The sequence below is a fragment of the Alcanivorax sp. VBW004 genome (assembly GCF_009718865.1).
Classification (GTDB): Bacteria; Pseudomonadota; Gammaproteobacteria; order Pseudomonadales; family Alcanivoracaceae; genus Alcanivorax.
Genome location: NZ_WNHC01000001.1, coordinates 1,363,846 through 1,381,904 on the forward strand (window position 1 = coordinate 1,363,846; position 18,059 = coordinate 1,381,904).

The following is an 18,059-nucleotide window of genomic DNA, read 5'->3' on the forward strand; positions in this document are numbered from 1 at the left end:
ATCTACGTCGGTGCCAAGGCCCCGGCAGGCAAGGAAAGCAACTATCTCAAGACTGTCGGAGATGATGGCTGGTTCGTCTACTTCCGCCTCTATGCGCCGTTGCAACCGTTCTTTGACAAGACCTTCCAGTTGCCGGATTTTGAAGTTGTGGATGTAGATTGAAATATGGGCGGAATAGCGCAGTCGTCATGCGGCAATGTGCGTCGTTAAACAAGGCGGGGTCTTTTCAGGTGTGAACGCCGTTTCTTTTTATGAGTGAGGCTCTTTACTTTGTAAAATGGCTTGGCAAGACTGGGAACCGGGCCGTCGTCGGGGATTGAGATGACGGCGGCGGTCTCATATTGGGGGAATGGTAGTTCTTTCAATGTGATGACGCGTTATGGCGACTTAACATAACAAGGAGCATTTGATGCACAAGGACGCCGTGCATGCCGGGCAGGCTGCGTATACCCCCTTTACCCTTTCGCTTTATGACAAGGCGGTGCTGGGGGTTTCCTGCCGCTGGTTGTGGCGTTGCCCTGCGTCTCGCCTTCTGGGCCATTATCAGGCCAATATCACGGATAACCATCTTGATGTGGGAGTGGGAAGCGGTTACTTCCTCGACAAGGTGCGTTTCCCTTCTTCATCCCCGCGTCTGGCGTTGATGGATCTCAACACCGATAGCCTGGCCTTTTGCGCGCGCCGGGTTGCCCGGTATCAGCCTGATGTGCTGCAACGCAATGTGCTGACGCCCATTGATTTTGACGGCCCGCGGTTTGATTCCCTGGCCATGAACCTGTTGTTCCATTGCCTGCCTGGCAGCTTGCCTGAAAAAGTCGTGGCACTGGATCATCTTTTGCCGCTATTGAATCCTGGAGCACGGGTGTTTGGTGCCACTCTGTTGCAAGGGGATGTATCCCGTTCTTTGCCGGCCAAAGGGCTGATGTCGCTGTATAACGCCAAGGGTATTTTTTCCAACCGGGATGACAGTGTGGTAGCCCTGCGTGAAACGCTGGCGTCACGCCTGGATGATGTTCATGTGGAGGTGCAAGGTTGTGCGGGGCTTTTCCACGGTCGAGTAAGAAAAACGCTGCCATAACAGGGTGGTGGGTGCACAGAACAAAGGGCTTGGTCATTTTGTTTCAAGGAGAAGAATATGCTGAAGAAAATCAATGTGATTGGGGGTGGCCTCTTGCTTGCGCTGACGGCTCCCGCCACGGCACAGGAGGGATCCAGTGCCGCGGCCCAGGCCAATAATCCACTGGCCAATATGACGGCTTTCAATATTCAGGATTACTACATCGGTGAGCTCACGGAATCCGATGACTCTGCCAATCAGGCCTGGCTGCGTTTTGCCAAGCCTTTCTCGGTGGGGGATTCCAAGTGGCTCATGCGAGCGTCTCTGCCGATCAATACCTTCCCGACGCCGCCACGGGGGGAGAAGGAGACCGGTGTCGGCGATCTGAATATGTTTGCCGCTTACCTGATTGATACCGGTAACCCGGCAGTGAGTTTCGGTATCGGCCCCCAGATAACGGCACCGACGGCAGGGAAAGACGAGCTCGGCAGCGAGAAATGGTCTGCCGGTTTTGCCAATGTGCTGTTCAACGCGAATTCCCCCAAGTTGCAGTACGGCTATCTGCTGACCTGGCAAGAAAGCTTCGCCGGTGATGATGCGCGTGATGATGTGAACATGGCGGCCTTCCAGCCGTTTGCCATGTATCAGCTGGGCGGTGGCAAGTACCTGCGTTCGGCGCCGATCTGGGTATTCGATCTTGAAGATGGCGACTACAGCATGCCCTTGGGGCTTGGTATCGGCCAGGTGATCAAGAAGGACAAGACGGTCTATAACGTCTTCGTCGAGCCCCAGTTTTCCGTGGCGGATGAAGGCCCGGGCCAGCCCGAGTGGCAGATATTCCTCGGCTTCAACATGCAATTTCTGGACTGAGGGTTTTCTGGGGCCTGACAGGCAGGCGGTTTAGCAGGCGCACTTACGAACAGTTCTGATGCCCAGTATCAGGGTTTTGTGCAAAAGGAGCAGAACATGAATATGAAAACGGTTTTCGGTTTGTCCATCGCTTTTCTGATTGTGGGGTTGGTGGGTTGTAATGACCGGGATGCAGAGTCCACAGAAAAAACGGAAAACGCCGCAAAGACTCAGTCGGGAGCTGACGCGGCATCACTGGATACCGGCGTGGGTGAAAATGGCATGGCTCTGGCCAGCAGCCCGGCTTTTGAGGCCAGCGGCGGTGAAATGGCTACCATGGAAAACGTGGTGCGTGCAGAAACTGCAAAATACCTGGCGGCGGAAACCCTGCAAAGTGGCCCCAATACTTTCCGCCATGAACGCCAGGGCATTGATCTGGAAAACCAGACGGTGATTCGCTCCAACTTCGATGCCATCTATTCCTACGGCGTGTTCGATATCTCTGATGGGCTGACCATTACGATTCCGGAGTATGACCTGCTGCAACTGGTTCAGGTGCTGGATGAAAACTCGGTGACCATCGGCGTGGCTTATCCCGGTGATACGTTGACCCTGGACAAGAGTGATGTGTCCTACGGTGATCATGTCTACCTGTTCATGCGCACCCAGCCGCGCAGTTATGATGAAAAAGGCATGGAGGAAATGCGCCAGCGTCAGGATGCCGTAACGGTCAAGGCCGGTTCAGCAAAACCCTATGTCTCGGAAGTGAAATATGATGTGGATTCCTTCAACAAACTGCGGGGGGAACTGATCACCCGGGCGGTAACGGAAGGGGTGATCGAAGAAGGCTTTATTGATGACATCGAGGATATCAAGACACCGCAGTACCAGATGATCAACCTGGCTGGCTGGGCGGGGCTGCCGGCCAAGCACGCCTATTATTTTGTGGTGCTGCCCGGTGATGAGGGCGCAAAAAAGGGTGAGCCCAGCAGCGTCACCTTTATGCCGCCCAATTTGCGTTACGAGGACTCGGGTTACTGGTCGATCACCATCTACGATGAAAAAGGCTGGGTGGTGACGGAGCCTTTCAATACCAACAGTAACAAGGCGGAGAAAAATGCCGACGGTTCTATTACCCTCAATTTCAACGGCGCAGAGGGTGTAAAGAACAACATCCAGGTGAAGGAAAACTGGAATGCCCTGTTCCGTTGCTACCTGCCTGTGTCCGTGGAGGAAATGGTGGAATACCGGAAGCACTTCACCACCCAGAACAAGGTGCTTGCCGTCGATTCCTGATGTTGTTTGAGGCGCCCTAGCGCATGGGGTGGACGGTGACGCGTTCGCCCCAGAGTTCTGAGAGCTGCCGGTGAGCCAGGGACGGTTCGGCGCTGCTCCAGAACGTGGCACTGCCTGCTTGTGGGCTATCGGATAGCAAATTGTGCATCTGCAGTCGCCGCACGGTTTCGCGGGCTACCGCCATATCGGTATTTATCACTTCCACATGGGCACCCGCTGCCCGGCGAATCAGCGGCGCCAGAAACGCATAGTGGGTGCAGCCCAGGACGATATGGTCCGCCCCTTTCTGGATCAGTGGCTGCACATAGCGGGCGACCAGGGTTTGGGTCGCTTCGCTGTCCAGCTCCAGCGCTTCGATCTGTTCAACCAGCCCGGGACAGGGCTGGATTTCCACGCGCACGTTTTCCGAAAACAGCCGGCTCAGGTTGTTGAACGACTCACTCTTCAACGTCTGGCTGGTGGCCAGTACCCCGATAACGCCACTCTTGCTTTGCAGGGCCGCCGGTTTGATGCCTGGCTCGACGCCGATGATGGGCAAGGTGTAATCGGCGCGCAGTTGCCGGATGGCAGAGACCGTGGCGGTATTACAGGCGACCACAATGGCTTTTGCCTGGTTTTCCATGAGAAACCGGGTAATGGCATCGGAGCGCTGCTGAATATAGTGCTCGGATTTTTCCCCGTAGGGCGCGTGGATGGAGTCCGCCACGTAGAGCAGGTTTTCGTTGGGCAGCAGCTCGCGAATACGGCGGGCGATAGACAGGCCGCCGATGCCGGAGTCAAAAATGCCAATGGGGCCGGGGTGGGTCATACGACAATTCGGATGGAAACGAAGGCCCAAGGATATACCAAGACGGACAGGTATAGGAGCGTGCGCCAGCGCCAGGCGTGGTCAATGAAGGTTGCCAGCCGCAAAACGGCATAAAAAAAGGCTCCCGAAGGAGCCTTTTTCTTGCGAGCCGTCAGCGATCAGTGATCGTGACCTTCCGGACCATGTACATGGCCGTGCTCTTTTTCTTCGGCGGATGCTTCACGCACGTCGGTCACTTCCACGGCGAAGTTCAGGGTTTCACCTGCCAGCGGGTGGTTGCCATCGACGGTCACTTCATCGCCTTCAACGGCGGTGATGGTGAAGACGCGCTGACCGGCTTCGGTCTGCGCCTGGAACTGCATGCCAGGCTGCAGGTTGTCTTCGTTGCCTTCAAAGGCGGTTTTCGGCACTTGCTGAATCAGCTGCTCGTGACGCTCGCCGTAGCCTTCTTCCGGAGTCACGGTGACGTCCAGCTTGTCGCCGGCGGCCTTGCCGACCAGGGCGTTTTCCAGGCCCGGAATGATGTTGCCGGCGCCGTGCAGGTACGCCAGGGGCTCGCCACGCTCGACGGAAGAATCGATGGTTTCACCGGCGTTGTTGGTCAGGGTGTAGTGGATGGACACTACGGCATTTTCAGAAATTTGCATGGAAACCCTTTAGGGGTAGATGAATTCGGAATAAGAGGCGTGGCGGTCATGACGTTTTTCATGGCCTGATCGCGCCCTGTATTCAGGTCGGCGAACATTCTAACAAGACCGGCAAGGGCCTGACCAACCGGAGCCGGGATGGCCCGACAGGCGTAAGGGGGGCTGATTGTCCGGGTTGGCCCCGCATTTGCTACAGTACCGGCATGAATGCTGATGCTTCCACTGACAATCCGGTACTGCAGGACCGCTTCGGGCGCACCATTGATTACGTGCGCTTGTCGGTGACGGACCGCTGTGATTTCCGCTGTGTGTACTGCATGGCGGAGGATATGACCTTTGTTCCCCGCGCCCAGGTGCTGACCCTGGAAGAGATGGGGCGGCTGGCACGGGTGCTGGTGCAGCTGGGGGTAAAGCGCATTCGCCTGACCGGTGGGGAGCCTCTGGTGCGCCGGGATGTGGCGCGGTTAGTGCACGATATTGGTGCCATTGACGGCCTGCGTGAACTGAATATGACCACCAATGGCGCTGGCTTGCCCCGCCACGCGCAGGCTCTGAAGGCGGCGGGGGTGGATCGGCTCAATATCAGCCTGGATTCACTGGACCCGCAGCGCTTCCGCGCCCTCACGCGCACCGGCGATTTGCACAAGGTACTGGCGGGGATCGAGGCGGCCCGCCATGCCGGCTTCCGCCGCATCAAGCTGAACAGCGTGATCCTGCGGGGGCGCAATCAGGATGAGGTGCCGGCGCTGGTGGATTTTGCTATTGAGAAGGGGCTGGATATCTCCTTTATCGAGGAAATGCCGTTGGGGGCCATCAGCGAACATGACCGGGCGTTGGAGTTCGTCTCCTCCGAGGCGCTGCGCGACCAGCTCTCCCGGCGACTGACGCTGGTGCCCATGGCAGAAAAAACCGGCGGGCCATCCCGTTACTGGCAGGTGCCGGGCAGTGATAGCCGCATCGGGTTTATTTCTCCTCACTCACAAAACTTTTGCCATTTGTGTAACCGGGTGAGAATTACCGCCGAAGGCCGTATGCTTCTGTGCTTGGGCCACGAACACAGTGTGGACCTGCGTGCGGTACTGCGGGCGCACCCCACGGATGACGCCCCCCTGCGCCAGGCGATCATTGATGCCATGGCCATCAAGCCCGAGCGGCACGACTTTAATCTGGCCCCGGGTGAGCAATTGGTACGATTTATGAATATGACTGGTGGTTAAGGCGGCGTGTTAGCGTGCCGCGTGTAGCATGATTGCGTAAAAAAGCGAGAGACCATGAAATCCCTACCTGAACTGTTTTCCAACAATGAAAAATGGCGCCACGAAATCGAAGAGCGCCACCCCGGCTTCTTCAAGGCGCTGGGTGAACAGCAGAACCCGGAATATCTGTGGATCGGTTGTGCCGATTCCCGGGTGCCAGCCAACGAAGTGGTAGGCATGATGCCCGGTGAGCTGTTTGTTCATCGCAATGTGGCGAACCTGGTCAACCACACTGACCTGAATCTGCTGTCAGTGCTGCAATTCGCCGTGGATGTCTTGAAGGTGAAGCACATCATGGTGGTGGGTCATTACGGTTGTGGTGGTATCAAGGCGGCCATGGAAGATGTGCCCCATGGCCTGATCGACAACTGGCTGCGGCAGGTGCGCGAATTGTACCTGCGTAATCGCAAGAACCTGGCCGAGCTGCCGGATGACCAGGCGCGGGTGGACAAAATGTGTGAGCTGAATGTGGCTCGCCAGGTCATCAATGTGTCCAACACCACCGTGGTTCAGGAAGCCTGGCGTCGCGATCAGCCGTTGACCATTCACGGCTGGATTTACGGTATCGGTGATGGACACCTGCGGGACCTGGATATCCAGATTCAGAATAATGGCGAGCTGCGCAGCCTGGAAACAGACGAATACGACAACTGCTCCGGTTAGGTGAGTGCCCTTGGTCGCTGTAATGAAATGATCAAGGGCACGGTTACCGTTGACGATGGTTTTCAGTGATGATGGCCTGCACCGCCGTGCCCCTGGCCGGCGGGTGCTGTGCCTGAGTCGTCCAGTAGTGCCTGCCAATCGTTTTCGCTCAGTGAGGGCAGGGCGCTGAGTAACGCCACCATGTCCCACAGGCTTTGCTCGTCGTGGCTTTTTCCCCAAGCGGGCATGCCGCTCATTTTGATGCCGTGCTTGATGACCCAATAGGCGCCTTTCGGATCATGAATCCCGTGTTCCGCCAATGCTGGCGGTTGCGGATACATGCCCTCACGCAGTTCGCTCTCCTCGATTCCCGGCGCCAGGTGGCAGCCCACGCACATGGCCTGGTAGTGCTCTGCGCCCCGACCAATTCGTTGCGGATCATGCAGGTCGTTGGGCACCGGAATATGTTTTGCACGCAGGTCAATGGAGCGGTGGCGAGCGGTACCGATGATTTTCTCGGTCACGCTCCAGTGCGGTTCGTCGGCCGCAAAATTGTAGCTGCCTGTGGCAATGGCGATGCCGATGATGGCGGTGGCAAGCAGCGCGAGCTAACGGTTTTCATCGTGTTCTCCCTGACAATGAAAGAATTGGTGGATGCGCCGGCCATGGCGGCCGGGCACATCCGTGGCAAGATCAGAACCAGAAACGGATGCCGGCAACAACGGTGCCTTCTTCCGTTTTCCCGCCGGCTGCCCGTGTCATGTCCGCCGTGTCGCCGTACTGTTTTTCCCAGTTGACCCCGATATAGGGCGCAATTTCCCGGCGAATTTCATAGCGCAGGCGCAGGCCGGCTTCCAGGCTGGCAAGCCCGTCGCCGATGCCCAGTTCCGGGTCGTCCTTGCCATAGAGGTTGGCTTCGATCTCCGGAACCAGTATCCACTTTTGCGTCAGTAGCAACTCGTACTCGGCTTCCAGGCGCAGGTTGGTCAGGCCCTCTTCGCCGATAAACAGGTTGGCGTCCACTTCGAAGAGGTAGGGCGCGACGCCCTGAACACCGATGCTGGCCCAGTCCCGGTTGGGATCGTCCGGTTGCCAGTCTCGTCGCACGCCCAGCTGCCAGTCCCAGAAGGGAGCAAAGGCCCGGTTCCAGGCAAGGCGGGTTTCTGCTCCCTCGGTACTGGCGTCCTCACCGTCGTGCTCCGGATCCATTAACCGTTCGCCTTCGGTGCTGAAGTACAGCTTGTTCAGGTCGCCGCCATGCCAGCCGCTGGCTTCCCAGGCCATGACGGTGCCTTCAGCGCTGTCACGGACTTCCAGCTGATCGACGATGACACGGGTAAAACGCGGTTCGTTTTTATTCATGGCCAGGGCTGGCGAGGTGGCCGCTAGTGTGATGCTGCCTGCCAGGAGCGTCATCAATGTTTTCATGAGCGGTGCCCTCCATGATCTTTGCCATGTGTGTCGTGCATGCCCTGTGTCTGTGTATCTGGAATGGAAGGGGTGTTGCTGCCATCAACGACGCGCACTTCCCGGAACATGCCTGCCTCCATGTGATAGAGCAGGTGGCAGTGATAGGCCCAGCGACCGAGGGCATCGGCGCGCACCAGGTAGCTGAGTTTTTCGCCGGGTTTGACGGTGACGGTGTGCTTGCGCAGCAGTTTCCCGTTACCCAGTTCCAGATCACTCCATAGGCCGTGCAAATGAATGGGATGGGTCATCATGGTGTCGTTCACCAGGGTGATGCGCACCCGCTCGTGGTGGAACAGTTCCAGCGGTACGGAATCGGCAAACTTGATGCCGTTAAAACTCCACATGTACCGGTCCATGTTGCCGGTCAGATGCAGCACGATTTCCCGGTCCGCTTGAAGGCTGTCGATGGGGTTATCGGGGGTGCTGCCGAGGGTTTCCATGTCGGCATAGGTGAGCACTTTCCAGGGCCGGTCACGCAGGCCAATGCCGGGGTCGGCCAGCATGTCGCCGGGCGCCATGGCGCGCATGTCGACGCCGGGGCCAAATTCACTGGCAGGATGTTCGATGGCGCTGTCGCGTGGCGGCAGGTCCGGGTTGTTGCTGTCCACGGCAAAGGGAACCGGGCGGGCAGGGGATGTGCCGTGGTGTTTCATATCCCCCATTTTCATGCCGTCATGGTCCATGGCGCCATGACTCATGGATTGATGCCCCATGGAGTGATGACCCGACGCTTGATGGTTTATGGCGCCCATGCCCATTTCGGTGTGACCCAGTGGCGGGGGCACGTCCATGTCCGGCACCGCAGCGGAGAGGGCGGCATCCGGTGTTAGCGTACCGCGTACGAAGCCACTGCGGTCGATGCTCTGGGCGAACAGGGTGTAGGCCTGATCGGCTTTCGGGGCCACGATCACATCCAGGGTTTCTGCCACGCCCAGCCGGCATTCATGGAAATTCACCGGGTTTACCGGTTGGCCGTCCATGGCGACCACGGTCATGTCGAGGCCGGGAATGCGAATGTCGAAGAAGGTCATGGCACTGGCGTTGATGAAGCGCAGGCGGATTCGTTCGCCGGGTTTGAATCGGCAGGTCCAGTTGTTGGCGGGGCTTTGCCCGTTCATCAGGTAGGTATAGGTGTAGCCGGTCACGTCCGCCAGGTCGCTCTGGCTCATGCGCATGCTGTTCCACATTTGCCGGTCCTTGAGCGTTTCGATCACCCCTTTGTTGCGGAAATCACTCAGCGTGTCGAATACGGTGCGCTCATTGAAATTGTAGTAATGGCTGAGTTTTTTCAGTGTGGCGTAAATATGCTGAGGATCTTCATCGCTCCAGTCAGAGAGCAGAATCACTTCGTCACGGTCCGCGTGATAACGCGCTTCGGTGTGTGTGGCCGCCTCGCGAGGGTCAATCACGATGGCGCCATAGATTCCGGTTTGTTCCTGAAAGCCGGAATGGCTGTGATACCAGTAGGTGCCACTTTGTTTCACGGTAAAGCGATAGGTAAAGGTTTCGCCGGGGGCGATGCCATCGAAGGACAATCCCGGCACGCCGTCCATCTGGAAGGGCAGCAGAATGCCGTGCCAGTGTATGGAGCTGGTTTCAGGCAACAGGTTGGTCACCTTGAGGGTGATGGTGTCACCTTCTTTCCAGCGCAGGGTCGGGCCGGGAATGCCGCCATTAATGGTGGTGGCCGGGCGGGTCTTACCGGTGATATTGACGTCGGTTCCGCCCAGCGTCAGGTGAAAAGTATCACCGGTGAGGGTCGGGGCGCCGGTATGGCCCTGGCTGGCCAGTAGTTGACGGGCGTTGAGGCCAAGCCCCAGCCCGGCGGCACCCAGTGCCAGGCCCTGCACGAAACGACGTCGTGGCAGGGAAATCTGCGATTGCGTTTTCATTGGAATACTCCTGTTTGTTTGAGAAAAAAATCAGCTCAAACAGACAGGGACGGTGGGCGTAACGGCAGGCGGTGGATGCCGGCGTGAATCGTTGTAATGAGGGAGTTTGTGCCGGGGGGCGAGGGGATAAAGGCATTTGCCACGAAGGCAGTGTCACTGGCAGCGGTGATCTGGCACAGGGTGATGCATTGGCAGCTGTCGCTGCCTTCGCAGGCCTGCATCTGCGCCATGTCGTGGCCGGCGGTCATGTCACCGTCGGGCGTGTCGGCAGAGTGGTGACAGTGTGTCATGGAGGAGGGAGTCATGGGGCTGTCGGTAGCCGTGGACATGGCCATGGTGAGTGTATTGGCAGACAGCAAGCTGCTCACCACCATCAGGGTGGTGGCGAGCAAGGTGGCGATCATCGCCCGGCATTGTCTTCTCGATACACGTGACATACTTGCATTATTGACCTTGGGGTAACCCCAAGGTCAAGCGGTTCGGATCAGTGAATTGATGACCACACTGGCGGCGATGATCACCAGTAGCACGGCGGTGGCTCGCTCCACCCAGTGGTGGTGGTCGCGTAACCAGGGCAGAAAGCGGCTGCGTCCCAGCAGGATGGCCACCAGCACATACCAGCCGCCATCGATAAACATGGCGGTGAGTACGATCTGGGCCCGGGCGAGGTGGGTCATGTCCGCTTCAAGAAACTGGCTGAACACGGCGAGGAAAAACAGGGCCACCTTGGGGTTGAGGAAAGCCACCATGAATCCGTCCCAGGCGGCGCCGTGAAGCACGCTGCTGCGCTCGCCTGAATCGGCGGGGGGCAGCGGCGCCCGGCCCGCCTGCCAGCTTTTCCAGGCCATCCACAACAGGAACAGGGCCCCGGCCATGGAAAAAAGCTGCTCCAGTACCGGGTAGCGGTGGAACAGGATGGCCATGCCGGTGACGGTGGCCGCAGCCCAGATGCCGATGCCAAGGGCGTGGGTCACGCCTGCGATCGCGCCGGCCCGGTGGCCTCCGTGTAGGGTGTGGCGGGTCACCACCGCCAGGCTGATGCCGGGGGCCATGGCCCCCAGGGCACAGATGCTGGCCAGCAAAAGCCAGTCGTGGAAGGGAAGCATTCAGGGTCTCGTTACGCGCAAAGCAGACACTTTAGCGGGTTGCCATGACAGGTTGAAGATAGATAGCCACGAGCGACTAGCTGCGAGCTGCCAGAAGAAACAAAAAGAAAAGCATAGACCGGGATCAGGAGGCGTGGGCACATACTGAGCGCAGTCCTTGCTCGCGACTCGTAGCTAGCCGCTCGCAGCTGTTTAATTCCCCGGATGATGGCTGAAGACCTCGGTGCCATTTTCATCGAACAGCAGCACGTCGTAGGCGTCTTTGCGGTCGCCCATTTCCATGCCGGGGGAGCCTGCGGGCATGCCGGGAACGGTGAGGCCTTTGCCTTCGGGGCGTTCTTCCAGCAGGCGGTCCACGTCGCTGGCGGGGACATGGCCTTCAATGGCGTAGCCGTCGATAAAGGCCGTATGGCAGGACCCGGTGCCGGGCAGGATGCCGGCTTTTTCCTTGATGGATTGCAGGTTCTGCTGCTCGTGGACATTAGCGGTGTAACCGTTAGCTTCCATGTGCTCAACCCAGGCGCCGCAGCAGCCACAGGTGGGGGATTTATACACTTCCAGTACTTTGTCGGTGGTGGCTGCCACCTTGGCGGGCGGTTGGTTGGCAGAGGGGGTTTCTGCCGGCGTCGTTACTTCTTCGCCACAGGCAGTCATCAATAGGGTAGTTAAAACAATCAGTATTTTTTTCACAGCAAGTCCTCATCATTGTTTGCGTGTTGCGTGTTGCGTGTTGCGTGTTGCGGTCAGTCTACAACCAGTGTGCCCTGATACATCTGCATTTGGCAGGTGAAGCGGTGCTTCCCGGCGGGCAGGTTATCCAGTGTCAGGGTGGTGGTTTTTCCGGTTTCCAGAAATGCACTGGTATCCAGTCCCTGAAAGATTACCTGTTCGGCGCAGGGGGATGGATCGCGACGATCGAAATGCAGTGTCAGGGACTGTCCGGTGTTGGCGCGAATGGAGGCCGGAGAGTAGACCCCGTCTTCGACAATGATGGTGGCTTCCTGTGTGGCGGCCTGTGCGGTGCTTTTGCGGTGCGATAGCCAGAACCACCAGACCACCAGTGCCATCAAAACAAGACCGACAAGATTGACGAAAAGGCTCATGGTGTCGCCTCCCGGGGTTTGCGAACGGTAAGTATCAGCGATTGTTTGTGCATGGTATCGCCGAGCACATCGACGCTGTCTTCGGCGAAGGTGCTCAGCGAGGCGTCGGTAAAGCCGGCCTGTTCCAGGGCCTGTTGTAACTCGGGCCCGTGATAGGTGGAAAAACCGTGCTGAAACACTGGCAGGCTGGCCATGCTGTTATGATCACGCAAACCCAGCACCAGGGTGCCGCCGGGGCGCAGCAATAGAAACAGGGCCTGCAGGGCCGGCGCCAGCGGTTGCCAGAAGTAAACCACGTTTACGGCGACAATGCGGTCCATGCTGGTGGGGGCGAGCGGTGCTTGCGTCAGCTCGCCGTGGATAAAGGCGGCGCGGGTTTCGCCCAGGTAGCGTTCCCGGGCGAGCAGCACCATGTCGCGGGACGCATCCAGTCCGGTGTAGTGCAGGTTGTCTGCCCGGCCCAACAGGTTGGGCAGGTGGCCGGCGGCGCCGGGGCCGATTTCCAGAATGCGATCTCCGTCCCCGGGGGCTAGCGCGTCATAGGCGGCAAAAATCACCGGGCTGTTACGGTCATCCATGTTGCCTGCCACCTTGTTGCCATCCTCGCCCTGGGGGTGGCGCAGTTGTGCGGCCAGTTGTTCTGGGGTCATGCGTTGCTCTCTTTGTCTGGTTTTGCGTTGCGATGTCCGGGTTTGAAAAACCGCAACCGGTTGGCGTTGGTAACTACGGTAACCGAGCTAAGCGACATGGCGGCGCCGGCGATCACCGGGCTGAGCAAGTTGCCGGTGAGCGGATAGAGGATGCCGGCGGCCACCGGCACGCCCAGGCTGTTATAAACAAAGGCGCCAAACAGGTTCTGTTTGATGTTACGCACCGTGGCCGAGGAAATGGCCATAGCATCGGCCACGCCGTGCAATGAGCCCCCCATCAAGGTGATGGCAGCGGATTCGATGGCCACGTCGGTGCCGGTGCCAATGGCAAAGCCCACATCGGCCTGGGCCAGAGCAGGGGCATCGTTAATGCCATCGCCGACCATGGCCACGGTGCGGCCTTCTTTCTGCAGGGCGGCCACTTTTTTTGCCTTGTCTTCCGGCAGCACTTCCGCCATCACTTCATCCACGCCAGCCTGTTCGGCAATGGCGTTGGCACTGGCGGTAATGTCGCCGGTAATCATGATGACCTTGAGTCCCTGTTCCTTAAGCCGGGTGATAGCGGCTTTGGAGTCGTCTTTAATGCGATCCGCGACACCGATGATGCCGAGCAGGGTTTGCTGCTCCGACAAGAACAGTGGCGTGGCGCCTTTGTCGGTGAGGGATGTGCTGTCGAGGTTGATGTTCACCCCTTCATTCTCCAGCCAGCGGCGATTGCCCAGTCGATACGTCTTGCCATTGAGGGTGGCAGTGACTCCCTTGCCGTTCAGGGCCTGGAATTGAGTGACGTCGTCCAGCGATACTTCTCGCTGTTTGCTCTCGTTGAGAATCGCCGTGGCCAGGGGGTGCTCAGAGCCGCTTTCCAGGCTGGCCGCAAGTTTGAGCACGGTGTCTTCCTGTTGCCCCTCTGCGCAGATGATATCGGTGACGGCAGGCTTACCTTCGGTGATGGTGCCGGTCTTGTCGAGGACGATGGTGTCCAGCTGGCTGCTGGTCTGCAGGGCTTCGCCCTGACGAATCAGAATGCCGTTCTCGGCGGCCTTGCCGACACCCACCATCACGGACATGGGCGTGGCCAGGCCGAGGGCACAGGGGCAGGCGATGATCAGCACGGTGGTGGCACTGATCAGCATATGCGTCAGGCGTGGCTCCGGGCCCACGTTGAACCACACCAGCGCAGCGGCAATGGCGATCAACATGATGGTGGGAACAAAAATCGCTGACACCTGATCGGCAAGGCGGCCAATCGGTGGCTTGCTGCCCTGGGCTTTTTTCACCAGTGCGACAATTTGTGAAAGGGCGGTGTCCTTGCCCACGGCGGTGGCCGCGTAGAGTAGCGTGCCGCCTTCGTTAAGTGTGCCGGCACTGACGGTATCGCCTGTGCTCTTGTTCACTGGCATGGGCTCGCCGGTGAGCATGGATTCATCAATGCGGCTCTCGCCTTCTTTCACGGTGCCGTCCACGGCGATCTTTTCGCCGGGCCGAACGCGCAGAATGTCGCCGGTTTGGACCTGTTCTACCGGGATATCCTGTTCCGTTTTTTCCTGATTCGGGCCTTCACGGACAACCCGTGCGGTTTTGGCGCCCAGATCCAGCAGCCGTTTCACCGCCGCACTGGTTTTGCCGCGGGCGCGCACTTCCAGGGCCTGGCCAAGATTGATCAGGCCGATGATCATGGCGCTGGCTTCGAAATACACATGCCGGGCCGCTTCCGGCAGTGCGCCGGGCAGCAGGACGACCACCATGGAATAGAGCCAGGCGGCGCCGGTGCCCAGTGCAATGAGGGTGTCCATGTTGGCGTTGTGGTTACGGAACGCCTTCCAGGCGCCGACAAAAAAGTGGCGCCCGGCGGTGGCCAGCACCGCCAGGGTAAGCAGGCCGATACCCAGCCAGATCCACTGACTGGTTTGCCCGGCGCGGACCATCATGTCGCCACCCAGCAGGCCCCAGGCCATCAACGGGACACCCAGGCCAAGCCCCAGCCCCATGTGGCGAAGAAGGGTGTGGTAGTGGGCCTGTTCGCGGGCCTCCTGCTGTTCCTGTTGGTCTGCGCTGTTATCGAGAAGCTCGGCTCCATAACCGGCATCGCTCACGGCGTTAATCAGCGCGCGGGTGCTGGCGGTACCGGTAACTTGGGCGGTGCGGTCGGCAAAATTCATGTCCGCGTTGTCCACGCCGGGGGTGTTGCGCAGAGCGCTTTCGATGGTGCGCACACAGGAGGCGCAGGTCGCCCCGCTGATGCTCAGTTGCACGGATTGCGCGGCTGTGGTGTTTGGTTCATTCGCTTTGTCGTGGCCGTGTGCGGGTGGGGCGTGCGAATCGTCGTCGGCGTCGTAACCCGCCTGCACCAGTGCGTCCTGAAGCGTGCTTCTGGAAGCGTTGCCGGTCACGGACACCTGCTGGGATGAAAGGTCCACGACCACACTTTCCACGCCGCTAATCGATTCCAGCGCGGTGGTGATGGTGCGGCTGCATCCCTGGCAGGTGGCGCCGCTGATGGGCAGGGTCTGGGTGCGCGTTTGCGTCGGCATGGTGGCTCCTGTGAAGCAATCTGATGCCAAAGGGATATTTCAGCATACATTGTTAAACCTGCGGGTAACCCCAAGGTCAACACCCATGCTATAAATTGCTGGCTACATTGAAAATTTTTATAAAAACGTCATAAAAACGGAACCATCACAATGCAGAGCGCTCAATAAGACCACATAGTGTGGCCATCTTGGATGCCGAATTTTTCGATATCAGTGAGGACGATTTATGTTTAAGAAAACATTGCTTGTGTCAGGTATTGCTCTGGCGGTTTCCGCCCCGGCCTTGGCAGCACAACAAACCACTGCCGTGCGTGATAACGGTTTTTCTTACAGCTACGGTCAGCTGGCCTACGATCGCTGGGACCTGGATAATGATGTGGATGTCGATTCGCTGAGTGCGGAAGGGTCATTTGCTTTGGACGAGCACCTGTTCCTGCGCGGCAGCCTGGGTTTCTTTGATGGGGACTATGGCCGCAATGGCGATCTCGACGGTAGCCAAATTTCTGGTGGTATCGGTTTCCACACCCCGCTGCAGCGCGGTCTGGATTTCGTCACCAGCGCCGACATTATTTACGATGATCGTGATTATGATCCGGGCAACAACGACGATGAGATCGGTTTCGAGGTGCGTGGTGGTGTGCGTCATGCCACTACCGAAAAACTGGAACTGTCCGGTGGTCTGGCCTACCAGGACCTCTACGATGATGATCTGGGTGTTTATGGCCAGGGTCTGTTCAAGGTGAGCCAGGCGGTGGATCTGGGTGCGCGCGTCATCGTTGGTGGTGATCGTGATACCTACGGCGTCTTCGGTCGCTACAACTTCTAAGGCGTTTGTCTGGAAGTAAAAAGCCCCGCCGGGTGAGAGCCCGGCGGGGCTTTTTTGTGTTTGGCGTATGGCCCTGCTTGTCCGCCTTCTTGGGTCGACGTTAGCCAGGGGCGCAAGACCTTAAGCCGAATAATGTCGGATTACGCCTTTCAGGCTCTCTGTGCCCTTGGGTAAATTCGAGCTGCCCTTGCCGGCGCCAGCTTACCGGCGGGTGATGCTCACTGTGGTGAGCCAGGCTTTAATCGGGGCCCAGCCTTTCTCTTCGCTTTGCTTGATTGAGCCGGCAATGCCGGGGTTGATCTGGTCCCAGCGGGCGAGGACCGCAGGGTCCATGGTCTGTACGGCGTTGAGCAGCTCGGTTTTATTAACGGTGGTGCTCAGTGCGGGGATCAGCAGCCCGTCTTCCTGCTCACTGGCCGGGTCGGTCAGTTGCTGCCAGTGCGCCAGGGTCTCCATCAGGCCGCATTGCAGTGCCAGCTCGTTCAGGGGACGGCTCAGTGACAGCTGTTGATGGTCCGCCAGCAGTTGTTCGCCCGCCAGTTTCAGGTATTGGCGACGGCGGGCGGGGGTGTCCTCCTCTCCCGTGAACGCTGCCAGTGCTTTGGGGGTGTCGGTGGTGCCGTTGAGTGCCACGGCCAGGGCGGCAAAACCGAGACTGGCTTCCGCCGGGTCGGTGGCGCCGTGTTGGCGGCGCAGGTTCTGGCGGGTCAGCTCCAGGTACGGATCACTGATCAGCCCGGATTCCGGCCACTCGGGCAGGGCATCCAGATAGCCGGGGTACAGCGGCCAGCTGTCCAGCCGTGACAGAATCGCCTGCCGGTTGGCGCTGCCGTCCTGCTGGCAGGCACGGCTGGCCAGCAGCAGGTACTGGTTGGCAAAACGCTGGTACCACTGCGCCAGGGCATCGCGTAGTGCGGCCAGGTTGTCGGCATTGGGGCTTTGCTCGAACCGGGTCAGCGCCTGTTGCCATGCCGTTGCGGCGGCCGTGAAACGCTCGTCGGCCTGCTGCTGCCACTCTGCGGCGGGAATGTCTGTCAGGGTGTGGGCACTGGCAGGCCCGGGAGCGGCCTGGGTGTCGTCTTTACTGCCGCTGTCGCAGGCCAGTAACAGGCCTGCCAGTAATGCCATAAGGAAAAAACGCATAAACAATTCCGGTTAGCGCAGGCTGATCACGGGCCAGCCCTGTTCCCGGGCTTCGCGCTCAAGGGCGCTGTCCGGGTCCACGGCGACCGGGTTGTCTACTTTACGCAGCAATGGCAGATCGTTGTGGGAGTCGCTGTAGAACCAGCTGTTCTCCAGGGTTTCATCGTTGGCGTTCAGCCATTCGGCCAGCCGCTCCACTTTACCCTCGCGGTAGCTGGGCGTGCCGGCCACGTCGCCGGTATAGCGCTCGCGGCGACATTCTGCGACGGTGGCAATCAGGTGATCCACGCCAAGGCGATCCGCCAGGGGGGCGGTCACAAAGTCATTGGTGGCGGTAATGATCATCAGGGTGTGGCCCTGGTCACGGTGCTTTTGCAGCAGGGCTTCGGCCTTGGGCAGCCACATGCTGTCGAGCTTTTCTGCCAGGAACTGTTCGCGCCAGAAATGCAGCTGGGCCATGTCGTTATCAGCCAGTACCTTCAGGGAAAAGCGCAGGTAGGCCATGATGTCGAGGCGGCCATTCTGGTAATCCACGTAAAACTGGTCGTTGGTTTCCTTGTAGAGCTGCTGGTCAACAATGCCTTTCTCTACCAGCCAGTCTCCCCACAGGTGGTCGGAATCGCAGCCGATAAGGGTGTTGTCCAGGTCGAAAATCGCGAGCGTCATGGCCTCTCCTTACGTGAAGGGGCCATTTTATGCGAAGCGGATGACAAGTCATACCGGTGGATTCATCGCGCTCCAGGTTTGTTTTGGTGCGTTTGTTGCACGGTTGTGCATTGATCG

The 18,059-nt window shown here is 58.9% G+C and carries 20 protein-coding genes; 7 read left to right on the plus strand and 13 right to left on the minus strand.

Annotation, left to right across the window (positions count from 1 at the left end; translation table 11 throughout):
* From F1529_RS17780 to F1529_RS06230, 4 genes are all read left to right on the plus strand, one after another.
* A complete protein-coding gene (locus F1529_RS17780; protein WP_370457069.1) occupies positions 1-162 on the plus strand; it encodes a DUF1214 domain-containing protein in 162 nt (53 codons plus the stop codon).
* Between the two features lie 247 nt (positions 163-409).
* Positions 410-1,078: a class I SAM-dependent methyltransferase gene (locus F1529_RS06220; RefSeq protein ID WP_155133001.1), complete on the plus strand. Its 669-nt coding sequence runs from the start codon at positions 410-412 to the stop codon at positions 1,076-1,078.
* Between the two features lie 57 nt (positions 1,079-1,135).
* Complete coding sequence (locus F1529_RS06225; RefSeq protein WP_155133004.1) at positions 1,136-1,927, plus strand: hypothetical protein; 792 nt, start codon at positions 1,136-1,138, stop codon at positions 1,925-1,927.
* Between the two features lie 96 nt (positions 1,928-2,023).
* Positions 2,024-3,202 (plus strand): DUF1254 domain-containing protein, encoded by a 1,179-nt coding sequence (locus F1529_RS06230; protein ID WP_155133007.1) that lies wholly within the window; start codon positions 2,024-2,026, stop codon positions 3,200-3,202.
* A gap of 16 nt (positions 3,203-3,218) precedes the next feature.
* Here F1529_RS06230 and murI read toward each other — a convergent pair whose 3' ends face one another.
* Entirely contained in the window at positions 3,219-4,010 is a 792-nt protein-coding gene (murI, locus tag F1529_RS06235; protein ID WP_155133010.1) for a glutamate racemase, read from the minus strand.
* A gap of 158 nt (positions 4,011-4,168) precedes the next feature.
* Positions 4,169-4,657 carry a peptidylprolyl isomerase gene (locus tag F1529_RS06240; protein ID WP_007150330.1) on the minus strand — a complete coding sequence of 163 codons (489 nt, stop codon included), beginning with the start codon at positions 4,655-4,657 and terminating at the stop codon, positions 4,169-4,171.
* 203 nt (positions 4,658-4,860) lie between these two features.
* Between F1529_RS06240 and moaA the strand changes: the two genes are divergently transcribed.
* Together moaA and can are read left to right on the plus strand one after the other, a co-directional pair.
* Positions 4,861-5,874: a GTP 3',8-cyclase MoaA gene (gene moaA / locus F1529_RS06245; protein WP_007148787.1), complete on the plus strand. Its 1,014-nt coding sequence runs from the start codon at positions 4,861-4,863 to the stop codon at positions 5,872-5,874.
* A gap of 54 nt (positions 5,875-5,928) precedes the next feature.
* On the plus strand, positions 5,929-6,576 hold the full coding sequence (can, locus tag F1529_RS06250) for a carbonate dehydratase (protein WP_007149238.1): 648 nt from the start codon (positions 5,929-5,931) through the stop codon (positions 6,574-6,576).
* Between the two features lie 62 nt (positions 6,577-6,638).
* On the opposite strand, the gene F1529_RS06255 is transcribed toward can, so the two are convergent.
* The 9 genes from F1529_RS06255 to F1529_RS06295 form a co-directional block, all read right to left on the minus strand.
* Positions 6,639-7,079, minus strand: coding sequence for a cytochrome c (locus F1529_RS06255; protein WP_370456965.1), 441 nt, complete (start codon positions 7,077-7,079; stop codon positions 6,639-6,641).
* Positions 7,080-7,248: 169 nt separating this feature from the next.
* The gene (locus F1529_RS06260) at positions 7,249-7,983 is read right to left on the minus strand and encodes a copper resistance protein B (protein ID WP_155133013.1); all 735 of its coding nucleotides are present in this window, start codon (positions 7,981-7,983) and stop codon (positions 7,249-7,251) included.
* Positions 7,980-9,917 (minus strand): copper resistance system multicopper oxidase, encoded by a 1,938-nt coding sequence (locus F1529_RS06265; RefSeq protein ID WP_155133016.1) that lies wholly within the window; start codon positions 9,915-9,917, stop codon positions 7,980-7,982. The genes F1529_RS06260 and F1529_RS06265 overlap by 4 nt, the downstream gene beginning before the upstream one ends.
* 35 nt (positions 9,918-9,952) lie before the next feature.
* Positions 9,953-10,354 (minus strand): hypothetical protein, encoded by a 402-nt coding sequence (locus tag F1529_RS06270; RefSeq protein WP_230457728.1) that lies wholly within the window; start codon positions 10,352-10,354, stop codon positions 9,953-9,955.
* Positions 10,355-10,387: 33 nt separating this feature from the next.
* On the minus strand, positions 10,388-11,023 hold the full coding sequence (locus tag F1529_RS06275; RefSeq protein WP_155133019.1) for a LysE family translocator: 636 nt from the start codon (positions 11,021-11,023) through the stop codon (positions 10,388-10,390).
* Between the two features lie 192 nt (positions 11,024-11,215).
* Positions 11,216-11,713, minus strand: a complete 498-nt coding sequence (locus F1529_RS06280; RefSeq protein ID WP_290516635.1) for a DUF411 domain-containing protein — start codon at positions 11,711-11,713, stop codon at positions 11,216-11,218.
* Between the two features lie 53 nt (positions 11,714-11,766).
* Complete coding sequence (locus tag F1529_RS06285) at positions 11,767-12,126, minus strand: cupredoxin domain-containing protein (protein ID WP_155133022.1); 360 nt, start codon at positions 12,124-12,126, stop codon at positions 11,767-11,769.
* Positions 12,123-12,776, minus strand: a complete 654-nt coding sequence (locus F1529_RS06290; RefSeq protein ID WP_155133025.1) for a class I SAM-dependent methyltransferase — start codon at positions 12,774-12,776, stop codon at positions 12,123-12,125. The genes F1529_RS06285 and F1529_RS06290 overlap by 4 nt, the downstream gene beginning before the upstream one ends.
* Positions 12,773-15,307 carry a heavy metal translocating P-type ATPase gene (locus F1529_RS06295; protein ID WP_155133028.1) on the minus strand — a complete coding sequence of 845 codons (2,535 nt, stop codon included), beginning with the start codon at positions 15,305-15,307 and terminating at the stop codon, positions 12,773-12,775. Before F1529_RS06295 ends, F1529_RS06290 begins: the two co-directional genes overlap by 4 nt.
* Positions 15,308-15,533: 226 nt before the next feature.
* On the opposite strand from F1529_RS06295, the gene F1529_RS06300 reads away from it, so the two are divergent.
* A complete protein-coding gene (locus F1529_RS06300) occupies positions 15,534-16,133 on the plus strand; it encodes a hypothetical protein (protein WP_007150345.1) in 600 nt (199 codons plus the stop codon).
* A 201-nt stretch (positions 16,134-16,334) separates the two neighbouring features.
* Here the strand turns inward: F1529_RS06300 and F1529_RS06305 are convergent, their stop codons facing one another.
* Both F1529_RS06305 and F1529_RS06310 read right to left on the minus strand, forming a co-directional pair.
* Positions 16,335-17,276, minus strand: a complete 942-nt coding sequence (locus tag F1529_RS06305; RefSeq protein ID WP_155133031.1) for an imelysin family protein — start codon at positions 17,274-17,276, stop codon at positions 16,335-16,337.
* A gap of 12 nt (positions 17,277-17,288) precedes the next feature.
* A complete protein-coding gene (locus F1529_RS06310; protein ID WP_007149961.1) occupies positions 17,289-17,942 on the minus strand; it encodes an HAD family phosphatase in 654 nt (217 codons plus the stop codon).
* Positions 17,943-18,059: the final 117 nt, after the last annotated feature.